Source organism: Blautia sp. AM29-29 (assembly GCF_003480555.1).
Lineage (GTDB): Bacteria > Bacillota > Clostridia > Lachnospirales > Lachnospiraceae > Fusicatenibacter > Fusicatenibacter saccharivorans.
Map to the genome: position 1 here is coordinate 54,296 of NZ_QUJD01000014.1, position 22,792 is coordinate 77,087.

Annotated in this window: 25 protein-coding genes and 3 pseudogenes; 11 read left to right on the plus strand and 17 right to left on the minus strand. The window is 40.4% G+C overall.

Annotated features, from left to right (window positions below):
• Positions 1-35 precede the first annotated feature (35 nt).
• The 6 genes and pseudogenes from DW769_RS11105 to DW769_RS11135 all read right to left on the minus strand — a co-directional run.
• A pseudogene (locus DW769_RS11105) lies at positions 36-362 on the minus strand (GTP pyrophosphokinase); the annotation flags it as partial.
• A gap of 797 nt (positions 363-1,159) precedes the next feature.
• Positions 1,160-1,375 (minus strand): hypothetical protein, encoded by a 216-nt coding sequence (locus DW769_RS11115; RefSeq protein WP_226855232.1) that lies wholly within the window; start codon positions 1,373-1,375, stop codon positions 1,160-1,162.
• Positions 1,376-1,536: 161 nt separating this feature from the next.
• On the minus strand, positions 1,537-2,928 hold the full coding sequence (locus DW769_RS11120; RefSeq protein ID WP_182438773.1) for a tyrosine-type recombinase/integrase: 1,392 nt from the start codon (positions 2,926-2,928) through the stop codon (positions 1,537-1,539).
• A 1-nt stretch (position 2,929) separates the two neighbouring features.
• Positions 2,930-3,784 (minus strand): helix-turn-helix domain-containing protein, encoded by an 855-nt coding sequence (locus DW769_RS11125; RefSeq protein WP_243105452.1) that lies wholly within the window; start codon positions 3,782-3,784, stop codon positions 2,930-2,932.
• Positions 3,785-4,038: 254 nt separating this feature from the next.
• A complete protein-coding gene (locus tag DW769_RS11130; RefSeq protein WP_003864535.1) occupies positions 4,039-4,215 on the minus strand; it encodes a helix-turn-helix domain-containing protein in 177 nt (58 codons plus the stop codon).
• Positions 4,216-4,691: 476 nt separating this feature from the next.
• A complete protein-coding gene (locus tag DW769_RS11135; RefSeq protein WP_117606939.1) occupies positions 4,692-5,945 on the minus strand; it encodes an ATP-binding protein in 1,254 nt (417 codons plus the stop codon).
• A 388-nt stretch (positions 5,946-6,333) separates the two neighbouring features.
• Here DW769_RS11135 and DW769_RS11140 point away from each other — a divergent pair, with 388 nt between their 5' ends.
• The 4 genes from DW769_RS11140 to DW769_RS11155 all read left to right on the plus strand — a co-directional run bounded on the left by DW769_RS11140 (position 6,334) and on the right by DW769_RS11155 (position 11,320).
• A complete protein-coding gene (locus DW769_RS11140) occupies positions 6,334-7,023 on the plus strand; it encodes a response regulator transcription factor (RefSeq protein ID WP_019162604.1) in 690 nt (229 codons plus the stop codon).
• Positions 7,020-8,051 carry a sensor histidine kinase gene (locus DW769_RS11145; RefSeq protein ID WP_117529028.1) on the plus strand — a complete coding sequence of 344 codons (1,032 nt, stop codon included), beginning with the start codon at positions 7,020-7,022 and terminating at the stop codon, positions 8,049-8,051. Before DW769_RS11140 ends, DW769_RS11145 begins: the two co-directional genes overlap by 4 nt.
• 177 nt (positions 8,052-8,228) lie before the next feature.
• On the plus strand, positions 8,229-8,894 hold the full coding sequence (locus tag DW769_RS11150) for an ABC transporter ATP-binding protein (protein ID WP_019162602.1): 666 nt from the start codon (positions 8,229-8,231) through the stop codon (positions 8,892-8,894).
• Positions 8,895-8,908: 14 nt separating this feature from the next.
• Positions 8,909-11,320, plus strand: a complete 2,412-nt coding sequence (locus DW769_RS11155; protein WP_117529029.1) for an ABC transporter permease — start codon at positions 8,909-8,911, stop codon at positions 11,318-11,320.
• Between the two features lie 19 nt (positions 11,321-11,339).
• Here DW769_RS11155 and DW769_RS11160 read toward each other — a convergent pair.
• Positions 11,340-11,525: pseudogene (locus DW769_RS11160) on the minus strand (hypothetical protein); the annotation flags it as partial.
• 54 nt (positions 11,526-11,579) lie between these two features.
• Positions 11,580-11,936: a helix-turn-helix transcriptional regulator gene (locus tag DW769_RS11165; RefSeq protein ID WP_002584957.1), complete on the minus strand. Its 357-nt coding sequence runs from the start codon at positions 11,934-11,936 to the stop codon at positions 11,580-11,582.
• Positions 11,937-12,334: 398 nt separating this feature from the next.
• Between DW769_RS11165 and DW769_RS11170 the strand changes: the two genes are divergently transcribed.
• The 7 genes from DW769_RS11170 to DW769_RS11200 all read left to right on the plus strand — a co-directional run bounded on the left by DW769_RS11170 (position 12,335) and on the right by DW769_RS11200 (position 17,297).
• Positions 12,335-12,520: a cysteine-rich KTR domain-containing protein gene (locus DW769_RS11170; protein ID WP_003431289.1), complete on the plus strand. Its 186-nt coding sequence runs from the start codon at positions 12,335-12,337 to the stop codon at positions 12,518-12,520.
• Between the two features lie 16 nt (positions 12,521-12,536).
• The gene (gene rlmN, locus DW769_RS11175; protein ID WP_002584956.1) at positions 12,537-13,520 is read left to right on the plus strand and encodes a 23S rRNA (adenine(2503)-C(2))-methyltransferase RlmN; all 984 of its coding nucleotides are present in this window, start codon (positions 12,537-12,539) and stop codon (positions 13,518-13,520) included.
• Positions 13,521-13,993: 473 nt separating this feature from the next.
• Entirely contained in the window at positions 13,994-14,431 is a 438-nt protein-coding gene (locus DW769_RS11180; protein ID WP_002604474.1) for a sigma-70 family RNA polymerase sigma factor, read from the plus strand.
• A complete protein-coding gene (locus DW769_RS11185) occupies positions 14,415-14,657 on the plus strand; it encodes a helix-turn-helix domain-containing protein (protein WP_002604473.1) in 243 nt (80 codons plus the stop codon). The genes DW769_RS11180 and DW769_RS11185 overlap by 17 nt, the downstream gene beginning before the upstream one ends.
• 461 nt (positions 14,658-15,118) lie before the next feature.
• Positions 15,119-15,292, plus strand: coding sequence for a transposon-encoded TnpW family protein (locus tag DW769_RS11195; RefSeq protein WP_226855230.1), 174 nt, complete (start codon positions 15,119-15,121; stop codon positions 15,290-15,292).
• 92 nt (positions 15,293-15,384) lie between these two features.
• Entirely contained in the window at positions 15,385-15,537 is a 153-nt protein-coding gene (locus tag DW769_RS16450; RefSeq protein WP_158575519.1) for a hypothetical protein, read from the plus strand.
• The gene (locus DW769_RS11200; RefSeq protein WP_118520950.1) at positions 15,534-17,297 is read left to right on the plus strand and encodes a recombinase family protein; all 1,764 of its coding nucleotides are present in this window, start codon (positions 15,534-15,536) and stop codon (positions 17,295-17,297) included. Before DW769_RS16450 ends, DW769_RS11200 begins: the two co-directional genes overlap by 4 nt.
• A gap of 25 nt (positions 17,298-17,322) precedes the next feature.
• On the opposite strand, the gene DW769_RS11205 is transcribed toward DW769_RS11200, so the two are convergent.
• The 9 genes and pseudogenes from DW769_RS11205 to DW769_RS11245 form a co-directional block, all read right to left on the minus strand.
• Entirely contained in the window at positions 17,323-17,982 is a 660-nt protein-coding gene (locus DW769_RS11205) for a hypothetical protein (protein WP_118332822.1), read from the minus strand.
• Between the two features lie 305 nt (positions 17,983-18,287).
• A complete protein-coding gene (locus DW769_RS11210; RefSeq protein ID WP_118238317.1) occupies positions 18,288-19,463 on the minus strand; it encodes an IS91 family transposase in 1,176 nt (391 codons plus the stop codon).
• Positions 19,460-20,308, minus strand: a complete 849-nt coding sequence (locus DW769_RS11215; RefSeq protein ID WP_118085135.1) for a tyrosine-type recombinase/integrase — start codon at positions 20,306-20,308, stop codon at positions 19,460-19,462. Before DW769_RS11215 ends, DW769_RS11210 begins: the two co-directional genes overlap by 4 nt.
• A 275-nt stretch (positions 20,309-20,583) precedes the next feature.
• A pseudogene (locus tag DW769_RS11220) lies at positions 20,584-20,963 on the minus strand (DUF4825 domain-containing protein).
• Positions 20,964-21,024: 61 nt separating this feature from the next.
• Positions 21,025-21,342 (minus strand): TfoX/Sxy family protein, encoded by a 318-nt coding sequence (locus tag DW769_RS11225; protein ID WP_117606936.1) that lies wholly within the window; start codon positions 21,340-21,342, stop codon positions 21,025-21,027.
• 46 nt (positions 21,343-21,388) lie between these two features.
• The gene (locus DW769_RS11230) at positions 21,389-21,718 is read right to left on the minus strand and encodes a DUF3784 domain-containing protein (RefSeq protein WP_330415344.1); all 330 of its coding nucleotides are present in this window, start codon (positions 21,716-21,718) and stop codon (positions 21,389-21,391) included.
• 54 nt (positions 21,719-21,772) lie between these two features.
• Positions 21,773-22,168, minus strand: a complete 396-nt coding sequence (locus DW769_RS11235; RefSeq protein ID WP_117606935.1) for a DUF6483 family protein — start codon at positions 22,166-22,168, stop codon at positions 21,773-21,775.
• Between the two features lie 46 nt (positions 22,169-22,214).
• The gene (locus tag DW769_RS11240) at positions 22,215-22,403 is read right to left on the minus strand and encodes a hypothetical protein (protein ID WP_005342828.1); all 189 of its coding nucleotides are present in this window, start codon (positions 22,401-22,403) and stop codon (positions 22,215-22,217) included.
• Positions 22,404-22,430: 27 nt separating this feature from the next.
• Positions 22,431-22,766, minus strand: a complete 336-nt coding sequence (locus DW769_RS11245) for a DUF3784 domain-containing protein (RefSeq protein WP_117606934.1) — start codon at positions 22,764-22,766, stop codon at positions 22,431-22,433.
• Positions 22,767-22,792 lie beyond the last annotated feature (26 nt).

Genomic DNA, 22,792 nt, shown 5'->3' on the forward strand with positions numbered 1-22,792 from the left:
ATATATTCCACCTTCCTACTTGCTCAGTTTTCTCCCTAAATTTCGTGTAACATACCAATTTTGTCTTTTATTCTCTGCATTTCATTATCTGCTTCAATGATAGCTCTTGCAGAATGAAGTAATTCTTCACTTATCTCATCATAGCCAGGCATTTCTTCAATTCCTTTTTTATAGCGAAGTTGATGTTCCAATGTTGCCCAGAAATCCATACCATTGGTTCGAATCTGTAATTCTACACGCATAGGTGTTTTACCCTTAGCAAAAAATACTGGTATTTCAACAATCATATGATAGCTTCGATAACCATTCGATTTTGGATTTTTTATATAATCTTTTATTTCAATAACTTTAATATCATGCTGTTATCCTCCTAAATAGATTGAAATATGTCAATGAGTTTTTTCTTGAACAATAGTATAGCACAATTCTTTTATTTTGTTCCAACTTCATACATGATCATAACATGTAAACTTTAAACTATTTTCCCAGATTATTTCTCCATCAGTTTTTCAAACCAGGTATCCATCCCCAAATAAGGGGTGACAACAGAGCGAAACCCAAATGTTAGCTGGACTTCCTGAAACCCATGTTTGCAAACAGGTGATTTTGATTAGCCGTCAGCTAACAAAAATCGGATTGCGTTAGCTGGTAATTGATCATTTTGAATGGAAAATCATGTCACGAACGTGATTAGAAAACAAAAAAAGCGTTCGTTGTCAGCTAATCCAGCTAACATTTTCGAGCGCTTTGAAGCCCGTCGCCAAGAGGATTTGAACCTCCGACCCCTCGCTTAGGAGAGCTCCAACCTATTGTCACTCTCTGTCAATCTGAGGTAAGGTAAACCCAAGTGGGACACTATATAAAACTGTTTCCGATTCAATTCGAGTTATTCTGAATACCCCCTCTGTCAAGCTCTGTAAAGCTCTGAAAGTTAGCTGATTGTTTGCTCCAGCTAATAATCGGGGAATGCCTTGATATTACCATCGACATCTGTTATATGACAACCATGCTTCGTACGTTCGATCATGGTAAACAGTATTCAATTAAACTTTCCTATCATAAGTACAAGATATTTTCTTGTCTATAAATAATATAACGCATACGAGACGGTTTGTCCATGCGTTTTTGACTGGCAAATTTATAAGCTGCTTTCATATTTTTAAATACGGACATAACCAGTAGATGGACCTTCGATTCGGTTGGATGCTCCCGTACTCTGAATCAATGCAACTTCTAAGAGTGTTTTCAATTCATCTACATTGGCTTCGAGAAATAATTCCTGTTTGCCTTTATGTTCATGGATGCTGCTAACCATCTGAACAATTTCAGGTGTTAACAACTTCGCAGGACTTACAATAAAATCAAAGTCTCTCATAGGAATCTCCTTCATTTCAGATTTATCTCCATCATTCTATCATCAAATGATGGAGATAGAATATTCATATACACAATAAATATCCTCATTTCATCCATATATTATATCGTTTTATGAATCGTTTTTTCACTAAAATTACACTATTTTTTCACTATTTTTCATTACTTCATCGTTTTCGCCAGTGAATTGAGCAACGCCCGCATCTCTGGATTCGCCAATACTTTTGCCAGAAGTTCCGGATCGACTTCATCAGCAACAGGTGCATTATTATTTTCCTGCTGTACATGCATCTGTGGATCCAGATTCTTTTTCTCATAAAATGCTTCTTCAAAAAGCTCTGCATTTTTCCTTCGATCATCATCCAGGATATGAGAGTACACATCCGTAACCATATTGACCTGCGCATGGCCGGAATCACCCTGTACCGCCTTGATGTCTCCACCATTCAATTTCAGCTTATAAGTAACACTGCTATGACGGAAACTGTGAAATACAACCGGTGGAAGATTATAATCCTCGATCAGTTTCTTTAAAGGACCACGGATTGCTCCATCACCAAGAGGAAGACCAAAGGTACTTGCCATAACCAGGCTATAGTCCATATATTCATCACCAAGAATTTCTTTCATTTCATCTTGCTCAGCTTTCCAGTCTACCAGCATATTAGCGACACTCTTTGGTAAGAATATCTTACGCACACTGCTTTCTGTCTTTGGTGTTTTCAGAATACGGACCGTAGAATTCTTCTTATGATTTGTCGGGAATACCAACAACACATCTTTTCCATCCAATGCATTCAACGATTCTTTTCTTATACGCTGTGATTCTTTGTTGATGAAGACATATGCACGGTTTTCTTCAATTGCCTCAGGAGAAATATTTACACAATCCCAGGTAAGACCAAGCAGCTCACCAAGTCGTAAGGAACATGAAAAGGATAGATTTATTGCAAGCTTTAATCGCTCATCTTCACAGACACTGAGCGCATACATTAATGTATCGGCTGTCCAGATGTCTCTTTTTTGTGATTTATGTTTTGGTACAGTCGCATGGGTGCAAGGATTCTTTTCCATCAACTCCCATTTCACTGCCTGTTCAAAACAGTTTCTAAGCAGCTTATTAATATCCCTGACCGTACTGGAAGATACAAATTCATTTCGACTGGTTTTATTCAATGGATTGATAACTGCACGTCTCTTCAAAAGACTCTGATAATATCTTTCGATGAATCGGGTATTGATCTCTGAAAGTTTCGTATCACCAATAATTGGAAGAATATAGTTATTGATAAGAGAGACATTTCCTTCATATGTAGAAAGCGCCCAGTTTTCTTTTCCATAAAGTGCAACATACTCTGTAATAAGCTCATCCAGTGTTTTGCATTTACGAACGACAAATGATCCCATCTCTTTTTTATATTCAATTTCTTTTTTTCTTCTCTTTGCTTCGGCTTTCGTTTCATAGGTTTCCCATTTCTGTTTCCTCTCACCTTTTTCATTCGTATAAGAATAGATTACATTAAATTTTCCGTTTCGTTCTCTTATTGATGCCATATTATTGCATGCTCCTTTCCAAATCTCTTTGTTCCATCCAGTCCTCAAATTCATCCCGAAGGATCCTAACTCGACTGCCAACTTTTATTACTGTGAACTTTCCTTTATCCGCCCACTTGTTGATCATGCTTCTGCTGACCTTTGCCAGATAGGAAGCTTCATCAAAAGTAAGATACTTTATATTTCCATTGCTTCCTCGTATTCCGGTCTGTGATAATTTCTTCCGCCGGAAATTGGCCAGGGCAATATTTTGTTCCTGTGCAAGTTCTTCATAATCATTCGATGGATCCAGCTTATACCGATCCTGACCTTCCAGGAATTTTTGAAAACTCTCTTTTGTGATCCTTTTCTTTTCTGCAATCACAATGAATTCAAAAAAATGACTATACTTCGGATTATCAAGAATTGTATATACTGCGCTTCTGGTTGTTCCAAGTAGCTGTGCCATCTCAGGCATTGTAATTGTTGCATCTTCCAGAAGAGCGTCTTTTTCTCTGTCTTCCTTTGTTCGATACCGGGACTGGCTTTTATACCAGTTCTGAAAAGATTCTTTTGGTATTCGTTTCCAGTAATCGACAATAACAGCTTCCATTTGATTTTTCTTGAGTAAATCATAAACAAGATAATCATCAACGCCCAACAAATCCGCGACTTCCTTAACAGAATAGGACCAGGATTTCAATTCTTTCCCTGGCTCTTCTCCAGTAACTTTATGATATTTAATCTGATTGGCGTACCATTTTTCAAAGCTGGCAATATTGATTCGTATCTTTCCGGCAATCTCTTTAGATTCAAAAACATTTTTATGTACCAGCCAGTATCGATCTGTCTTTTTTAATCCCAGCAGCTTTCCCATTTCCGGCACGGTCATCCAGGTTCTCTTTTGTGTTGGACGCCGTTTGTAAGGACTTTCTTCTGAAATCTTCGAAATGATTTCTTCCACATCGTCCATTTCCGGAATTCCTTTTTGTTTCATAATTGCTGTTGCCATTTATTCTTCACTTCCTGTCTTTTTTAGTGTTAGTGTTTTTTCTTATATCATATCTCAAATCCAGATAAAAATTTAGGATGTCGATGTAGACAAAATCTGTCTGATCAACACCCTGTTTTTTACTGTTCCAAGTTATCAAGCCAGTCATCGAAACTCTTCTTGGAGATGCGATACTTTCCGCCATCCAACTGGATCCACCGGAATTCCTTTTTCTTCAAAAGGTTATAAATAGTAGGTCTGCTGACTCCTAAGATTTCCTGTAACTCTTGAACTGTATAACATCTTTTCTCTGACATTTCTTTATCCTCTTTTCTTTGAAATATGAAAGAAAAATTATCCCTTCATATAACGAAACGCTCAGAGCATGTTTTACAGTGGTCAAAAGCAAATTTTTTTACTTTTTTTCCTACGAGTCTTCTTGCGAGTTTTTTAATACCACTCGTAAGAAACTCGTAACATTAAATTTTTCAGTAAAGAAAAAGAGCATATGGAATTGAATCCATACACTCTATGATTACTGGAACTTTATTTCATTTTTAATTCAACAAACTTTTGTTTATCTCGTTCTTAAGTTCATCTTTATTCTCGTATGTTCTCACTATCGGAATCGTACTCTGTCTGTTCTACATAATCTGCGGAACAGTCTCGTTTATACGGATAAAAAAATAAACTGAGCCACGGCTGTTCCAACATGAAATCAGCCGTGGCCTTATTTATATCATTTCACTCTTTTTTGAAATAGAACAACACCACAGCAACAACTCAAATCGACTTAAAATTCCAGACTATTCGCATTCAGCAAGAAATACTTCATTCCCATGATGACAAAACCTTCATCATTTCTCCAAGGCTTTTTGCTGCCATTTACAATGACGATCTTCTTGAAAGAGTCCGGAATATTACGCAGAGAATTGAACTCCTGCGTCTGTTTTTCTTCCGAAGTCATGTCATATGCAACCTGGATATAGTATCTCTGGTTTCCTTGATTCACCACAAAGTCAACCTCCAACTGCTTGCGAACACGTTTGCCCTCTTTATCCTTATCGAAGATATCCACGACACCCACATCAACATTGTAGCCACGGATCAGCAGCTCGTTATAAACAATGTTCTCCATGATATGAGTAGGCTCCTGCTGTCTGAAGTTCAGACGTGCATTTCTCAGTCCCAGATCAGTAAAGTAGTATTTCAGATTTGCACCGATATACTTTCTGCCTTTAATATCGTATCGGCTTGCCTTGGAAATCAAAAAGGCATCTGTCAAATGGTCGATATGCTTGGAGATGGTTTTATTAGCATAAGTCATCTGGCGCTCACTGGCAAAGGTATTGGCAATCTTCGAAGGGTTGGTCGGTGCGCCGATTGCAGATGCAAGCACATCAACCAGAATCCCAATCTCATCCACGTTCTGAATCTTATTTCTTTCAATAACATCCTTCAGATAGACATTTGCAAAGATGTTCTTCAGATAGTCCGCTTTCTGTTGTTCGCTCTGGAAACTTACGATCTGCGGCAATCCTCCGTAGATCATGTAGTCATCCCAGGCATCATCATAATCGCCGTCATAGACAGAATAAAACTCTGCAAAGGAGAGAGGGTAGATTCTAATCTCATCACCTCTGCCACGGAATTCGGTCACAATGTCGCTGGACAGGAACTTGGAATTACTTCCGGTGACATACACATCAATATTGCTCATGCGGAGCAGGCTGTTCAGCACTTCCTCAAATCGTGGCATGAACTGCACTTCATCCAAAAGGAGATAATACTTCCCGTCGTCTTTCATGGCATCCTTGATGTACTTGAAGCATACCTTGGGATCTCTTAATTCCTCGTTCTCAATACCATCCAATGCAATTTCAATAATATGATCAACATCAACGCCGTTCTCCAGTAAGTATCTCTTAAAGATGGTAAACAGCAAAAAGGATTTGCCACATCTACGAATGCCGGTAATCACCTTTATCATTCCATTATCTTTTCGCTCGATCAGCTGCTGTAGGTAAGCGTCTCTTTTAATCTCCATCGTTACACTCCCCATTTCCGTGCACCTACACACTTTTTAGTAATGAGATTCTATCACAGAACGACCTGAATTTCAATATGTATTCCCATTTTATGTGCATCTACACATTTTTATGTAATGTTGATAAATATATTTTCAGATTTTTTTGATTGCAGTGTCTATAATCGATTACTCCAATCGTTATTATAGGTAGACAACAAAAAGAAGATGGTTCCGATGTTTCATTAAATATGTTCGTTAAGGACAGCAATTTGACACTGCTGTCCTTTCTTTTATAAAATTGCAGTACACAGAAAAAAGCTGTAAAATGAAAAATATATTTGTCCTTGTAACAATTCTCGGACATTTGCCTGTTATACTATCTGCAAAAAGAAAAGGAAGTGACAATATGAAGCAGATTTTAATTGTCGAAGACGATAATCTTTTGAATAAAACGCTTACTTATAATTTGGAATTGGACGGTTACACAATAACTTCTGTTCTGAATGCAAGGACAGCCGCTGAATCATTAAAAACAAACATTTTTGATTTGGTATTGCTGGATATAAATTTACCAGACGGAAATGGTTATGACCTATGCCGTCTTATCAAGCCAGAGCATCCTGATACAGTAGTTATATTTCTAACTGCCAACGATCAGGAAAGCGATCAGATACGAGGATATGAAGCTGGTGCAGTGGATTATATCACGAAACCTTTTTCGATTAGTGCTTTGCAGCGAAAGATCAAAGCCATGTTCGCTATGTTGGAACATCACAAACCAGCTAAGGATATTTACGAGGATGGCAGCCTGTTTCTGGATTTTTCGGAACAATTTGCAAGCTTGAACGGGAAACCATTAGCGCTTTCTGCGATGGAATATAAAATGCTGAACCTATTTCTTAAAAATCCGAAGCAGGTACTTACCCGCCAACAACTTTTGGAAAGGCTGTGGGACATTGATGAAAAATATGTAGATGAACATACCCTTACTACTTCTATCAGCCGCATTCGCAGTAAGATTGAAGCGGATGGCGACACATATATCAAAACGGTTTACGGTATGGGTTATCAATGGACAGGAGGCGAAAAGAAATGAAACTGAATAACCTTTCTGCTAAGAAAATTTGTAGACTGATTAGTGCTGGCATGGTTTTCTCTATGCTGGTAATTACCGGTATTCTCGGCGGTATAATGCAGGATATACGAATTTTCATAGCAGGTGGAACATTGACACTCTGTGCATTTTTCTGGATTTGGCTATTGGTGCTGTTTTTTGGAAAACGCCTTTCTCATTTTACTTCTAATTTGTGCCGGACGCTGGACAACATGATTGATGGAAACGAGGAATTACAAAAGTCAAATGATAGTGAAACTCTTTTTGCCCGTATCAACCACCGCTTAATCCGGTTGTATGAGATTATGCAGGAAAATCGGCACAAGGTAGACATGGAACGACAGGAGCTTCAAATGCTGATTTCTGATATTTCGCATCAAGTCAAAACACCTGTCAGCAATTTGCAAATGGTAACGGACACACTTTTAACAAAGCCTGTTTCAGAAGAAGAACGGATGGACTTTTTGCAAGGCATACGCAGTCAGACTGATAAACTGGATTTTCTGTTCCAAGCACTGGTTAAAACATCCCGGTTAGAAACCGGAGCAATACGATTAGAAAAGAAAGACAGCAGCTTATTCCATACGCTTGCACAAGCTATGAGCAGTATTGTATATGCCGCAGAGAAAAAAGAAATTGCTGTATCCGTGGATTGCCCGGAAAATTTGATAATCTCCCATGACAGCAAGTGGACAAGCGAAGCCCTTTTCAATCTGCTGGACAATGCAGTAAAATACACTCCGTCAGGTGGAAAGATTTCTGTATCAGTGGTTCAGTGGGAAATGTATGTGGAGATCAAAGTGACCGACACCGGCAAGGGCATTTCCGAAAGCAATCAGGCTGCCATCTTCCGACGCTTTTATCGTGAGGAAGAAGTACACGAACAGCAGGGCGTGGGCATTGGCCTGTATCTGGCCCGCGAGATCGTAACGCGGCAGGGCGGCTATATCAAAGTGGTTTCGAAGCTGGGCAAGGGTTCGGAATTTTCTATTATGCTGCCTACAAAATAGAACGCGGCGGACGGCCATTTTCGGCTGCCCGCCGTAAATTTTTTTGAAATGTCCGAGCGTTGTAACATTTCACCCCGATTTTCAATGAAATTTTTTGGCCGCTGTAACATTTCGCGGACATTTGGGTTTTATAATACCCTTATCAACAGGCAGGAAGCCTTGAAAGGAGTTTTGAATATGAGCGTTTTACAGACTATCGACCTGAAAAAGTATTATGGCACAAAGCCGAACATTACCCACGCCCTTGACGGTGTGAACTTCTCCGTGGAGGACGGCGAGTTTGTGGCTATTGTGGGAACATCTGGCAGCGGCAAATCCACCTTACTTCACATGATGGGAGGGCTGGACACACCCACTTCCGGCAATGTGATTGTCCGGGACAAAGAACTGTCGAAAATGAACGATGAACAGCTTACTATCTTCCGCCGCCGCAACATCGGCTTTATCTTTCAGAACTATAACCTTGTTCCCATCCTGAATGTGTATGAGAACATCGTCCTGCCGGTGGAGCTGGACGGGGACACGGTGGATCAGAAGTTTTTGGACGAGATCGTTCACTTGTTGGGGCTGGAAGATAAACTGAAAAATATGCCGAACAATCTCTCCGGCGGACAGCAGCAGCGTGTGGCGATTGCCCGCGCCCTGATTACCAAACCGGCTATTGTACTGGCTGACGAGCCGACCGGCAACCTTGACAGCAAGACCAGCGCCGAGGTGCTGGGACTTATCAAGCGTACCAGTGCGGAGTTCCGGCAAACTGTCGTGATGATTACCCACAACAACGACATAGCCCGTCTTGCAGATCGGATTGTCCGCATTGAAGATGGAAAGATTGTGGAATAAGGAGGGGGAAAGCTATGACATGGCCTTTTGAAAATGATACCAGCGCTATCATAAAAAAGCTGGCAAATCGGAGCATGAAAACAGACAAACGAAGCAAAGCCTTTCTGCTTCTCACGATTGCCCTTTCTGTCTGCATGATTTTTTCAATCGTTCTAATATCCGCAGGCGCGCAGGAAGAATTTAAGAATACACAGCGCAGTAAAGCGCAGGTTGCAATTCTGGGAATAACAGATGACCAGTTATCCGGTTTACGTCAAAACAAAGATGTTCAATGGATTGGCGAATATGCTGCAATCGGACTTTTTTATTCAGGCAATAAAACAATTACGGTCGCTTATGGAAGCGAAGATTATTTTACGCATCAGGAAGAAAAATCTTTGCAGGGCAGAGCACCGCAAAAGGCAAATGAGATCATGCTCCCACAGAATTATATTGATTTTTTGGGGAAGTCATATCACCCCGGTGACACCATTACTTTTGATGTAACCGGCACGGGGCATGAGGCAGAATACACGCTTTCCGGCATTTTGAGCGAAAGCAGCAAGAGTGATGGTTATTTCGTCTATCTGAGCAAAGAACTTGCCATGAGCTTAATGAATCATCTTCAAGTAACAGCATATACGCGGCTGAATACAGATGCCATTCGCTCGGAAACCCTTCTTGATTTTACGGATAAAGTCATTGAAAACACAGGCATTGTGGAAGATCAGGTATATCTCACGGAGTATTCTGCTATTATGACCGGAGCTGTTCAATCTGGCATCCAGCTCCCAATCCCTCTGCTGGCTGCATTGACTGCGGTGCTGGCTGCAACGATTGTGTATGGGGTCTTTTACACGAAGATTGCGAAGAACGTGCAGATGTTTGGTCAGCTACGGACAATCGGAATGACAAAAAAGCAAATTAAACGGATGGTGAGAAAAGAAGGACTCCGGTATGCTTTTACTGGTATTCCTCTTGGACTAATTGCTGGCTTGTTGATTGGATTTATTGTGTATCCGAAGGGATTTCAAATCAAAACGGTTGCCATCTATGCGGTGCTGATTGCCATAGTAGGTGTTGTAATGGTGAATATTGCGATTTTCAAGCCAGTTCGAGTTGCAATGAATACTTCTCCCATTGAGGGTGCAAGATACCTCGCTTATTCAGGGAAAGCAAAAGCCAGTTCAAAGCTGCATCGCAATCTGTCACCCCACAATCTCGCAAGAATCAATATCCAGCGTAACAGGCAAAAAGCTATTTTGACGCTTGTGATGCTGGGCGTAAGCGGTGCGCTATTGCTGGGCGCATCTACGGTTGCAGGCTCTATTGATCCGGAAAAACAGGCAACTTTCAAACACTATCCTGCTGGCAGTATTCTTTTGCAGGTGAAAAATCAAGTCGGCAGTTCGTTTGATAAAGAATCTGAGCCATACGGAAGTTCAAAGCTGCAACTGGAAGAAAACCCGCTTGAAAGCCAGACACTACGGCATGACTTGGAAAACATTGCCGGAGTAGAAAAAATAACTGCATTTAACTGCGTCCATATGTCCATTACCTTCCCCGGCGGGAGTGGTTCTCTCACAAGTATCATGAATGATTTCCCGACACTGAACCGTGAACAACTGGCAGAAAAGCAAGCGGTTTTATCGTCTGGAACGGCAGATTACGATGATATGACCGAAAGAAACGGAATATTGGTTGCAGAGAATATTGCGAGCGTTGGCGACACCTTGCAGTTGGAAGGGCGTTCTCCCGATGGCAGCACGTTTAATATCAACGCAGTTGTTGCAGGCACCTATGACCCGACCGATTTGATGGAACGCAATCCGGTTGTTCCAGGCAGTCCGTATTTTATGATGACATACGATATGGCAAAGAATCTGACAGGTATAACAGATCAGACTGGCATCTTGGCGCTCAAGATCACTCCCAATCATTTTGATGAAGTTCTAAGCGCGGTTCAAGAAATTGCAGAGCAGAGCGGTAAAATATCGGTTAATACGATTGAACAGACAATTAAAAACATTCAGTATCGGTATAGTTCGTCGATAAAGGCACTATATATGGCAGCGGCGATCCTGTTTACATTTGGAAGCATCAGTCTTATGAATATGCTGATGGTCGATTTTCAGAACAGAAAACGGGAATTTGGTCTGCTGGAAGCTGTTGGGGCAACGCAGAAGCAGCTAAAAGCTATGTTGAGTCGTGAGATTGGAATTTACCTCGGAGGTTCGTTGGTAATAGCTCTTGTATTTGGAAGCATTTTAAGTGTAATTGTTTGTAGACGATTGGATGCGGTAAACCATTGCATTACGTTGGTATTGCCGTGGCTGTTTCTACTGGCGTTAGTCGTTGTTTTAGCAGTTATATATTTGATTTTCACTGCATACGCAAAATCCGAGTTGAAGAAAACAAGCATCTTGTCTGCCATAAGGGAGGAATGATCTTTTGTATAGACATCACTTAAAAGGTAGTTAATTTCAAAATAATATCACTCTGTTGATACAGCCAGTCCGTAAATTCTTTCGGGCTGGCTGTTCCTGTTTTTACAGCCTTTTTTCTCTGTAATGCTTCTTTCTTAAAGTCGGCAAAGGCAGCCTGTATTTTTTCCAGACGGTCAGCCGGAAAGCCTGAGGTATTTTTTACCCGGTAAAGATTGCAGCCGCCATGCGCTGCAATCTCCCGATTTCTCATATTGTGAGGTTAATCCTCTGCTTTTTCGACTTCCGTTATCTCCCTTGCTGTTGCGGTTACAATCCGTATGCCTTTATCGCTCATACCGTCCAGCAGCGCGTCAAGCTGCCGCCGCCCGGTGGATTTCTCCGCATTGCTGTTCGGGAAGAAAAATTGATCTACCGAAATATGATACCGGGTTACAAGGTCATAGAATACCTGTAAACTCGGCTGTTGTCCCTTGTTCTCGATATTCGCAAGGTAGCGCGGGGAAATATATAACTCGTCGCTTACCTTTTTGCGGCTCTCGCCGTATTCATTTCTCGCGGCTTTTATAGCTGCCCCGAAAGCCTTAAAGTCGTACAATGGTACGGGTCTTTTTGCCATTTTCATTCACCCTGTTACATTTTACAGTTCACCTTTCTTTTTGGATATGTCCACACAATTCATATCATTAGGTTAAATACTTCCTGTTGTGTATTGACAGTAGACTGATTTTCTGATAAAATAAAATTTATGTAAAAGGAGGCGGCGTTTATGTTGCATAGCATGCGTATTAGATAAGCATTGAAAAAAAGGATTTTCCCATTTTCAACATGGGCTTTTTTGTCATGCTTATTTTGCGGATGCTATACAAAAAACTAACGACGTATAGATATAGTATAGACATAGTGCAAGCTATGCCTTAGTTTTGTTGTACTGCTCTGTGCATTATAAATGCAGGTCAATGCTCATGTTGAGGATCGACCTGCATTTTTTTGTGTAAAAAGGACGAGTGAAATATAATGCTTAAAAAATATTGGATAAAATGTCCGATTTGTAACGGAAAGACGAGAGTTCAAGTATTTCATAATACTGTATTAAAAGATTTTCCTCTTTTCTGCCCTAAATGCAAATTGACGCATATCATTGATGTAGAAAAATTAGAGATTGTAATCAAAAATACAGAAAAACAAACTTTTATTATTTAGAAGAAAGGATATAAAAATGAAACGTTTACCTAAATATACGCCTGCGGAAGTACGGAATGATCCATACGGATTTACTTACAAAGAAATGTCGGAAGTTATTGGCGAGAATGAAGCAAAAGCCTTATATGAAGAATTATATAAGCAATTACCACGCAAAAAAAATCTATCAATGTTGGTAAAAAATATTTGCAAAAGCAGTGATACTGAAAAGTATGTTTACGAACTGAAAGACAACAAATACATTGAAACGGTTTTTATCAAGCGGCGAGATGGTGGAACTGTTTGCGTGAGCACACAAGTCGGTTGTCCTGTTGGTTGTATTTTTTGTGAGTCCGGGCGAAATGGCTTTGTTCGTAATCTAACATCGTCAGAAATCGTACAACAGATTATATTGTTGCGTCGAAAAGTAAACCGTATCGTTTTTATGGGTATGGGAGAGCCTTTATTCAATTATGACAACTTGATAAAAGCAATCCATATTCTCCGAGATAGATATGGGCTCAACTTTCCAACCGACGGCATTACCATATCAACAGTTGGTCCGGTCGATCAATTAAAAAAATTGCGCGAGGAACATCTTAAAATTCAGTTGACAATATCTTTACACGCAGCAACACAATCTGCAAGAAATCGTATTATTCCTCACATGCGCATATATGCTATTGAAGATGTTGTTAAGCAAGCCTTATCCTATTCTGAAAGGCATAATCGCAAAATTGTCTTTGCGTATTTGCTTTTACCGGGTATAAATGACCGGCCCTCAGATGTAAGACAACTTGCAAAATGGTTTCGGGGCAAAAAAGTTATGATTAACGTGTTACAATACAACCCAACAAGCAATTCAAGAATTAAAGCACCACAGAAACGGGAAATAGTTGCATTCAAACATCAATTAGAGCAAGCAGGACTTGAAGTTACTATGAGAGTTTCTCATGGCAGAGAGATTAACGCGGCTTGTGGACAGTTAGCTAACACATATAATAAATTCAAAAAAAAATGATTAAAAGTGCCAGACGCATAGACGCAGAGCCGATAACGCATTAGGTCAAAAAACCTATGTGTTATCGGCTTTTTTATTTAATATTGCGCAAAAGCCGCTGTTCCCTATTATAGAATGGATTGCGGGTAGTGTATTAAAGTCGCCCTTTTTTAAGGATACGGCGGTATCGGGGAGGTATCGCCGTGTCCATTTTTATTTACTGTAACCCGCCTAATGCTTTGCGGTCAAAAAAAGCTATGCTCCGCAAGCGGGATATTCCGGCTATGAATGTGAACTGTCAATACATTTAGCTACTGCTTACATTTCCTTTGCGCCCGTCCGCGTCTTGCGGACGGGCGCATTTTGCTTTTTTCAACTTTTTTCTGAAAAGCGCACTCAAGAGCCATCTCCCGAACGGGTACGGAGCGAAAGGGGCAGAGAGGACAAGCCCTTAACTCCCGTCCTCTACTCCACGCGGGAAGGAGGTGAACTCTATGGAGCTATCTTCTTCCGACAAGGAAAGAATACAACATCAGTACGACGCATTAGCAAAGAAAACTTTGGTCGGCGAAGCGAAAAGCCACCGTCGCACTCTTGCGAAACGCGCAGCACGCGAAGTTACTTTTTCGGATTTGAGCGAAAGCGAACTCGCGCAGCTTTTCACAACGGACGAATACGAAAGCGATTATTTCCGTTTTCAAGTGTCCGGCTTTGATGTACTCGTCAAAAATGAACTGCTTGCCGAAGCCCTTAACGCTTTGCCCGAAAGGAAACGCGACATTATCCTTTTGTCCTACTTCTTGGATATGAGCGACGCGGAAATTGGCGAACTGCTGAATGTTGTACGCACGACGGTTTTCCGGCACAGGAAATCCGCGCTTGCGAAAATCAAACAGTATTTGGAGGGAAAAGCAGATGATGAATACCGTTAGGAAGTCTGAAAATCTGTTGCCGTTCCCTGTCATTTCCGCAGCGGCAAACGGCGACACAACCGCCATGTGCGCGATCTTGAAGCACTACGAGGGTTACATAGCGAAACTTTGTACCCGCACGCTGAAAGACGACGCGGGCAATACCTATTCCTATGTGGACGAGGAAATGCGTAACAGGCTGCAAGTGCGCCTTATTACCCGCACCCTTGCTTTTCATGTAGGATAATCTTTTAGCCCATGCGGGGAGCGTGTCCCCTTTCCACGCTTCCCGTTATGGGCTATTTGTCGTTCCGCAAAAGCATATCCGCTGTTGATGTGCTTTTGCAGGCCGACAAAGCCTATTGTTCTTTGACAAAGAAAGCGGCCTTTGGTGCGCAGCATAACAGGCAACGGGTACATTCCGTCTGTACCGAGCCAGTCGGCGGGTACGCCATGACAGCTTTTCCCCCTACGGGGAAAGCCGAGCGAGAACTACCTCGCCGTAAAACAAGTTTAGCAGCTTGTGGGCGACGACATACAAGGCGGCACAATGATACTCCCGCGTTGAACACCCTCAAAGTATTGCGCGGCGCACCCATAAGCATGGGCCGGGGTGAAACTCCCGTGAGGTTGCAGCTAACAACCGCCCGTTTTTGCCTTTTCAGTTTAATATTCTCTTTCTATCCCACGAAAGGGGGATTTTCTACTATGGAACAAACAAATAAACAAGAAGCAAAATCCCCGATTGTACGCGAATACAAGATCGGGGATATAACCTATATCGTCAAAGCCGTTGTAAAAGACGGTGTAAAAGAGGACGCCGCGACAAAGGTACGCCGCCTAATCCACAATGACCTAAAACGAGAAAAAAGCCCGGTATAATGCCGAAAATACTCTCCTATTGCAGACGGGCGGCGGGTTATGTGGTATAATATATATAACCTGTTTGTCCGGCTGTCGGAATAGGAGGTAACATGAAACAGTCGGATAAATTGACCGCATACTATTTTCGTGCGGCACTTCAAACAGATACTTTGTACCTTGACAATCAAATGCAAAGACTTCTTTACTACGCAAGCCGGAACGGGAACGCTGCACTTGCCGCGAAAGGTGGTGAGCGCAGATGAGTAACACTTTTTCCTTTCAGCAGATTGCAGCCCCCAAAGTGTTAAGCGCGGAAGTCCGCGAAGTCATTTCAAACAATGTCTTGCAATTCTATGTGCGCGATCAGCAGCAGGACACGCAGGACGAGGGTATAACGGCTTTATATGAAAGACTTTCGCAAGAGGACAAATTAGAGGGCGAGAGCAACAGTATTGCAAACCAAAAGAAGATTTTGGAACGGTACTGCCGGGAGCATGGGATTACTGCCTATCGGCACTATGACGAGGACGACGGATATTCCGGTACAAACTTCAACCGCCCCGGCTTTCAGCGTATGTTAGCCGATATTAAGGCGGGGAAAATCAAGCGCGTTATCGTCAAGGATATGTCCCGTTTTGGGCGAGATTATTTGCAAGTCGGTTTTTATACCGATATGCTGTTTCCCGATTTTGGCGTGCATTTTATCGCTGTCAACGACGGAGTAGACAGTACGCGGGGCGAAAATGAGTTTACCGCAATCCGCAACGTGTTCAATGAGATGTACGCCCGCGATACTTCAAAGAAGATACGCGCTACTTGGCAATCAAAAGGTAAATCCGGCGAACATCTTACCACAATCCCGCCTTACGGCTACATGAAAGACCCGGACAACAAAAAGAAGTGGATTATAGACGAGGAAGCCGCAGCCGTTGTGCAGCAGATTTTCGCATTGTGCGTTTCCGGCATGGGACCGACGCAGATTGCAAAATGGTTAGAAAAGCACGAAATCTATAATCCGACAGCTTACTCCCAAGCAAAGGGGCGGCCTGTTACCAACAAGCCAACGGCTAACCCATATAAATGGACAAATGAAACGGTTTCCCGCACTTTAGAACGCATAGAGTATTTAGGGCATACCGTAAACTTCAAGACCCGCAAGCAATCCTACAAGAGCAAAAAGAAGTTGTGGAACGACCCGTCGGAATGGGTGATCTTTGAGAACACGCAGCCGCCGATTGTGGAAGAAAGCGTATTCCTCATTGTGCAGAACATACGCCGATCACGCCGCCGTCCTACCAAAATGGGCGATATGGGTATTTTCTCCGGGCTGCTTTATTGTGCAGAGTGCGGCGGCAAGATGTATCAATGCCGCGCAACGAACTTTACCGAAGAACAGAAGTATTTTATCTGTTCGACCTATCGGAAAGGCAAAGATTTGTGTACGACCCATTCCATTAAAAATGTTGTCCTGCACGAAATTGTTTTGCGGAACTTGCGGGAAGCAATCGAGTATGTAACGCAGTACGAAGCCGAGTTTATCCAAGAAGCAGCGGACAGCCGTTTACGGGAGCGCGACGCGGAGTTTTCTCGCAAGCGCGAAACACTTTCCAGAGCCGAAAGCCGGATTGCCGAATTGGATAACCTGTTCAAGCATTTATACGAGGACAATGTAACCGGGAAATTATCAGATGAACGGTTTATCAAAATGTCCCGTGATTATGAGTTGGAGCAGGAAAACTTAAAATCAATGGCAGAAGTGTTGCGGGAAGAAATCAAGCAGCAGGAAAAGCAAAAAACCAACGTTAAGGCGTTTATCAGCGTCGTAAAGAAGTACACCGATATGCAGGAACTTGACGCTTCCATTTTGCGGGAGTTTATAGACCGTATCGAGGTTTCCCATACCGATAAGAAATCCAAGACAAGGGAAATCACGATTGTTTATAACTTCATCGGTGCATTTGATTTTGAACGGGCAAAAGAAAAAGCCCAAAATACAACTCAAAAACAGCAAAGAACGGCATAGCCGTTTGGCTATACCGTCCCTTGCTTCAATGTTTTCTTAATTCACCGCCCCGTTGAGCAGGGTATGTTTCTTGAATCATTCCATTAAACCATATTGTAACGATATCTCCCACCTGAACATCTTCCGCTAAATTTTCTGCCGATACATAATACTCTCCATCATTCATCTGACAAAAGCCTTCAGCTGTACTCACATGCGTTACAAGAAGTTCTCCATCATCGGTAATTTCTTTTACTTTTGCATTAAAATTGATAACCTCTATTGGAATAGACGTATCATCTTTTTCAATATCTCTAAATATGATTCGTTCGTCATCAATGACTACTATGAGCTGACCTTCAGAACTCCTTTGATAATGATATCCGCTTCCGAAATTTGATTGATTATTTTCAGATGGTAACTCTGTCCCTGCCACTGTTGACACAATTTCTCCATCCATTGTTCCGCAACCAGGCATTGACGCTACATATCCTGTGTCTTTATATATAACACCATCAACCATAACACATGAAGGATATGAGCCAGTATCTGCTGTTTGCTCATTTTGTACTACATCATCATTTTCTTTATTTTCTATTTCTACGGACACATTTCCAGACACAGGTTCTTTATTTTCTTGATTCGTTCCACATCCAGCCATTCCTAGCACCATACATAATACAAGCAGATAGATTACTTTTTTCATAATACATGCCTCCTTCACTTATATTTTTTAACTCTATAAATCGTTAAGGAAAGAATCGAAGGTGGTGCAAACGAAAAAGCAGTATGGAGACTTTTCATTAACTGCCCTTTCGTTTGCATCAATTTCGATTTTTTCTGGTTGAACAAAGCGCGTCAACTCTATATGGACTTTTAATTATGACACTCTATTTATAATAGGATAGCGTGTACACATAGAAACACATAGAATTTATAATTCAGTCCTGTATTATGACACCAGAAATAAGCCTCCCTAAGGAAGCTAAAAAAATATACAGTTATGATACGTTAACAGAGCATATGTGGTTTTGGTTTTATAAAATGTTGTTCTGTAGGCAGAGGAATAATCTTACCACCACAGGAAGAGCACTTGCATATATCTTTATTATAAAGAAGACGGATAATGGCAGGTGCATCCATATCTTTCAGCTTGGAAATATATTTTTTGCAACCAAGGATGTTTCTGCATAGGGTAATCTTTTTCTTCTTATTTCTGGATGAAAGAAGACCATAGTGCCTGATACGTACAAAACGTTTTGGAGGAACATGCATTAAAAATCGACGGATAAATTCCTCACCGGATATGGTGATCTCTTTCCAAAGCCCTTGGTTTTTGTAATCTTTAGCGGAAAAAGTAACTGTAGATTCTGTCATGTCTTTGATACGGTAGTTGCTGATAGCAATCCGGTGGGTGTATTTTCCAAGGTATCTGATGACAGATTCGGCACCGTCAAATGGTTTCTTGCAATAAGGAATCCATTCCTTTGTATAGCAGGTATTTAACAATTCCTTGAAAGTATAGTAGTTTTTGTAAGGTGCAGCCGATCCATGAAATTCAAGCCTGTCATTTTCCCAGAGCTGCTTAAGTTCAGCCATATATTTTCCACGAAATATTTTGGAGATCACCTTAATCGGAAGAAAAAACTCTTTCCCGTTGTCTTTCCAATGATTTTTCACATCCAGCCCTCCACTAAGAACAATTGCATGGATATGAGGATGAAAATTCATGGTACTTCCCCATGTATGGAGGATACAAATATAGCCGATATCAATCCCAAGATATTTACTATCAGCAGCAAGTTCACTGAGAGTATCTGAAGCCGCATGATAAAGAGCAGTGTATAAGAATTTCTGGTTGCTGTAGATAATGGGATTAAGTTCTTCCGGAACTGTAAAAACCACATGGAAATAAGGAGCATCTAAGATATCCTCACGCCGTGCATCTACCCATTTTTCTTTTGGAAACTCCTGACACATAGGACAGCACCTGTCACGGCAGGAGTTATAGTGGACTGATATGCAGCCGCAGTCCTCGCATACGCTTACATTCACACCAAAGGCGCCGGTTTTGCAATTCATGATGTGGTAAGCGACTTTTCTCTGAGCGGGAGAAATACTATGTGTGGATTCAAAAGATGAATAAAAACGATGAAAAACATCCTGAATCGTACAATCCTTACTCATGATTCACCACCTTCCGGGTTGTCGAACGGGCTGCGGATTCCAAGAAGTGTCTTGTTGCTCACATGAAGGTAAACATCTGTAGAGCGAGGATCAACATGTCCCAGAAGTGACTGGATATATTTTATATCTGTGCCACTTTCGAATAGGTGGCTGGCAAAACTATGACGGCACGCATGAGAGGAAACATGACGGTTAATGCCGGCGAGTTTAGCACTTTTCTTAAAAAACTGGTTAACACTGGCTATATCAAGATATCCACCGGACCAGGAACTTGGGAAAAGGATATCTTTAGGGCGACCACATTTGTACCAATACTCTGTGAGAAGGTCTAAATTTTTTTGAGACAGAATTGTATACCTGTCAATTCTACCTTTGGTTTCACGAACATGAATTGTCATGTTGGTACGTGAAATGTCATCATAATGAAGATGAACAACCTCTGATACACGTAATCCGGAAGAATACATAGTTGCAATAATCGCTTTATGCTTCAGATTCGGAGTGGCGTCAATGATTGCATTTATTTCATCACGGGATAGAACAGCAGGAAGATTTCGCTCTCTTTTCATAGCCGGAACAGTGTCATCATCCCAGAGAATCTTCAGCACCTTTTTATATAAGAACTTGATTGCAGACCGATAGTGATTGTGAGTTTCAGGAGACCTGCCTTCCAGACGTTTGGCAGTAAGAAAACTTTCCGCATCTTCAAGTGTAAGATCAGAAACATTTTTTCCAATCCAACGAAGGAAGTAACTGACATCAGAGCAATACAATTGAATAGTTCTTTCACGCAGGTTACGTTTTTCCGCTTCATTGCGGATGGATTCAAAAATATCTTTATACATAATAAAACCTCCAGAATAAGTAGTGTTAATAATTACATCTACCTATTCGGAGGTGCGTTAGCGTCATAATTCCGATTGCGGAAGAGACTGGAAAATGTTATTCTTATCATAGGCAGTGGAGCTTTCTTAGTTCAGTTGTTTCGTGTGGTAACTTAACAATAACGGATTATGGAAAGTAATTCCACTGCTTTTTTAATAAAAATAAAACTGCGCCACAGCCTTGGCAGGCCATCGCGCAGCGATTTTGTTCAACCGGAATTTGAAGAGCAATAACTCTACCGTTCATACGATGCAATAATTTCTTTGCTATCTGCTATTTTATAATCAAGTGTTCCCAAATTACCAATCAAATCAAATGTCATATCTGCATTAACCTGCAATTCATCTTCAAGCTTAGGGGCAGACGGCTCATCTTTTAGAAAAACTGTTAATCCATAAGGTTCTGTTTCAGACTGTATCTCTATACTGTCATATGAGTATCCTTCTGGATACTCTTGACTGCTTACAATATTTATAACATTTGAAGAATCTCCTACATAATCTGTCTTATACTGCGATAGGTCAGGAATTTCGTACAGTTTTTCTTTTTTTCGCACACCGAAATCAACATTATTGACACGGCAATTAACATAATTGCAAGTACTTTTTTCTTCATAAGCAATCTCCTCTCTTAACAGTAAGATGGCACAACCACCTGAATTCTTCAACTCCCGATTTTATGACTTCTTCTTTTTTTGTGCAGGAAGTTCATCATACATAGCGACAAACAATCTTGTCAGGAAATCTTTGTTATCAACATTATCAACCAACAACATCTCTTTTGCTCCATCATAGGGCAACTCATAAATTGCATTAGGCATAAGTGAAACAGCAGATTTTACAGGTTTTACAAGCAACCTATCGTCATATATACCGCCAACAATTTTCTCACGATAATAGATGATATACTCGCTCATCATCGCACGGTATGAAATTCCCTCTAAATCGGATAACTGTTCCAATATAAAGGTTAAATATTCTTTACTTGAAGCCATATCTTTCTCCAATCTATTCTTATTTTTCTATTGGATAAACGAGAATTTAACGTTCTCTTTTATGCCTATCAATAAGCAACAAAACAAACATAATAAACCATATCCCCCATGCAATCAAACAACCAATTCCTAGATATTGGATATCTATGATTATTCCAATAATAAAAGGAACTGACATAAACATCATTCTTTTTCCATATGCCTTACACATAGCATTCTCATCGTATTTCTTTCGTTCATCCGCTGATTTCATATTATAACCCGACAAGAAATTAGCAGCTTTTCCTTCTGATTTATAAAACCACATTCCAAACAAAAACATAATCACTGCCATCATAAAGTCAAAAACAATATAGATCATATAATCATAGAACATATAATACAATTTCTCCTTTCAACCAATCACTCTTATCTCTTTGAATTTTCTACATTACTCCTCATCTTTGACCAAACATAGCAAATCAGTATATCCTGACTGCATAAGTAATTGCTTAAAACCAGACATCACTTCTTCTTTTGTATAATTATTATTTTTCAAAAACTCACTATCCTTCTCACTAAGGTATTGGTAGAAAAGAGCTGCTGCCATTACCTCATTTCTGTCTGTGTAATCAATGCTATCTAAAAGTATATTCTCTGCTTCGTTAATTTCCCCAGAATCAATCATATCAAGAAAATCTTTCAAATTTTTCCCTGATACTTCATATTTATTTTCTTTTTCAAGTTCAACAGAAACATACTTTTTCCCAAACATTAAAGAAAATAATACTCTTACCATTTCTTTTATCATTCGCATAATATAGTCTTTTTCGTCTGTGAAATACATTTTTCACCTCCATAACTACCGATTTTCCAACAATACAAGCAGGAAATTATTTATCATCTGTATTGTTTTCCTTTTTCTTATGAGTCGAACCCAAGCAAAGAAATGAAGAACCAAGACATAACCATACTATAGCCATAGAACTTTCATTTCCACTCGTAAAGCCAATAGCTGACGCTATGAAAAACAGAACTGATGCAATGTAAAATAAGATTGATTTGTTTATCCCTTTTTTCATAAATAAGCATCTCCTGCAAACAATAATTTATTTTAATAAATATTTTTTAAACGCTTTATGATTATCAAAGTGGACTTCTCTAAAAAACAGAACTAACCAAATAATATAGGTTGGTATAGCCATATATGGGGTTAAAAGGCAGGATAATGTCGCTCCTGCTAACATTATAACAGTCCATATGAAGCACTGATTTCTTATATCACGAGAGATCTGAGCTTTATCATACATTGTTTGTTCTTCTTTAGAAAATGAATTAAATCCTGAAACAAATTTAGTTGCTTTTTCCTTAAAAATCGCAAATAACACACCTATAATTACAAATGGTATAACCAAAATTATACATGACCAAAATCCTATATTCATAATACATACCTCCTCTTAAAATACCA

Bases quoted from the DNA above. Each gene is read 5' to 3' on its own strand.
- DW769_RS11185 (WP_002604473.1), top strand. From the start codon at position 14,415: ATGATGAATACCGTTAGGAAGTCTGAAAATCTGTTGCCGTTCCCTGTC.
- DW769_RS11245 (WP_117606934.1), bottom strand. From the start codon at position 22,766: ATGAATATAGGATTTTGGTCATGTATAATTTTGGTTATACCATTTGTA.
- DW769_RS11200 (WP_118520950.1), top strand. From the start codon at position 15,534: ATGAGTAACACTTTTTCCTTTCAGCAGATTGCAGCCCCCAAAGTGTTA.
- DW769_RS11145 (WP_117529028.1), top strand. From the start codon at position 7,020: ATGAAACTGAATAACCTTTCTGCTAAGAAAATTTGTAGACTGATTAGT.
- DW769_RS11180 (WP_002604474.1), top strand. From the start codon at position 13,994: ATGGAGCTATCTTCTTCCGACAAGGAAAGAATACAACATCAGTACGAC.
- DW769_RS11240 (WP_005342828.1), bottom strand. From the start codon at position 22,403: ATGAAAAAAGGGATAAACAAATCAATCTTATTTTACATTGCATCAGTT.
- rlmN (WP_002584956.1), top strand. From the start codon at position 12,537: ATGAAACGTTTACCTAAATATACGCCTGCGGAAGTACGGAATGATCCA.
- DW769_RS11140 (WP_019162604.1), top strand. From the start codon at position 6,334: ATGAAGCAGATTTTAATTGTCGAAGACGATAATCTTTTGAATAAAACG.
- DW769_RS11150 (WP_019162602.1), top strand. From the start codon at position 8,229: ATGAGCGTTTTACAGACTATCGACCTGAAAAAGTATTATGGCACAAAG.
- DW769_RS11155 (WP_117529029.1), top strand. From the start codon at position 8,909: ATGACATGGCCTTTTGAAAATGATACCAGCGCTATCATAAAAAAGCTG.
- DW769_RS11165 (WP_002584957.1), bottom strand. From the start codon at position 11,936: ATGGCAAAAAGACCCGTACCATTGTACGACTTTAAGGCTTTCGGGGCA.
- DW769_RS11170 (WP_003431289.1), top strand. From the start codon at position 12,335: ATGCTTAAAAAATATTGGATAAAATGTCCGATTTGTAACGGAAAGACG.
- DW769_RS11135 (WP_117606939.1), bottom strand. From the start codon at position 5,945: ATGGAGATTAAAAGAGACGCTTACCTACAGCAGCTGATCGAGCGAAAA.
- DW769_RS11215 (WP_118085135.1), bottom strand. From the start codon at position 20,308: ATGTATAAAGATATTTTTGAATCCATCCGCAATGAAGCGGAAAAACGT.
- DW769_RS11115 (WP_226855232.1), bottom strand. From the start codon at position 1,375: ATGAGAGACTTTGATTTTATTGTAAGTCCTGCGAAGTTGTTAACACCT.
- DW769_RS11205 (WP_118332822.1), bottom strand. From the start codon at position 17,982: ATGAAAAAAGTAATCTATCTGCTTGTATTATGTATGGTGCTAGGAATG.
- DW769_RS11130 (WP_003864535.1), bottom strand. From the start codon at position 4,215: ATGTCAGAGAAAAGATGTTATACAGTTCAAGAGTTACAGGAAATCTTA.
- DW769_RS11230 (WP_330415344.1), bottom strand. From the start codon at position 21,718: ATGTTCTATGATTATATGATCTATATTGTTTTTGACTTTATGATGGCA.
- DW769_RS11235 (WP_117606935.1), bottom strand. From the start codon at position 22,168: ATGTATTTCACAGACGAAAAAGACTATATTATGCGAATGATAAAAGAA.
- DW769_RS11120 (WP_182438773.1), bottom strand. From the start codon at position 2,928: ATGGCATCAATAAGAGAACGAAACGGAAAATTTAATGTAATCTATTCT.
- DW769_RS11225 (WP_117606936.1), bottom strand. From the start codon at position 21,342: ATGGCTTCAAGTAAAGAATATTTAACCTTTATATTGGAACAGTTATCC.
- DW769_RS11125 (WP_243105452.1), bottom strand. From the start codon at position 3,784: ATGGGAAAGCTGCTGGGATTAAAAAAGACAGATCGATACTGGCTGGTA.
- DW769_RS11195 (WP_226855230.1), top strand. From the start codon at position 15,119: ATGGAACAAACAAATAAACAAGAAGCAAAATCCCCGATTGTACGCGAA.
- DW769_RS16450 (WP_158575519.1), top strand. From the start codon at position 15,385: ATGAAACAGTCGGATAAATTGACCGCATACTATTTTCGTGCGGCACTT.
- DW769_RS11210 (WP_118238317.1), bottom strand. From the start codon at position 19,463: ATGAGTAAGGATTGTACGATTCAGGATGTTTTTCATCGTTTTTATTCA.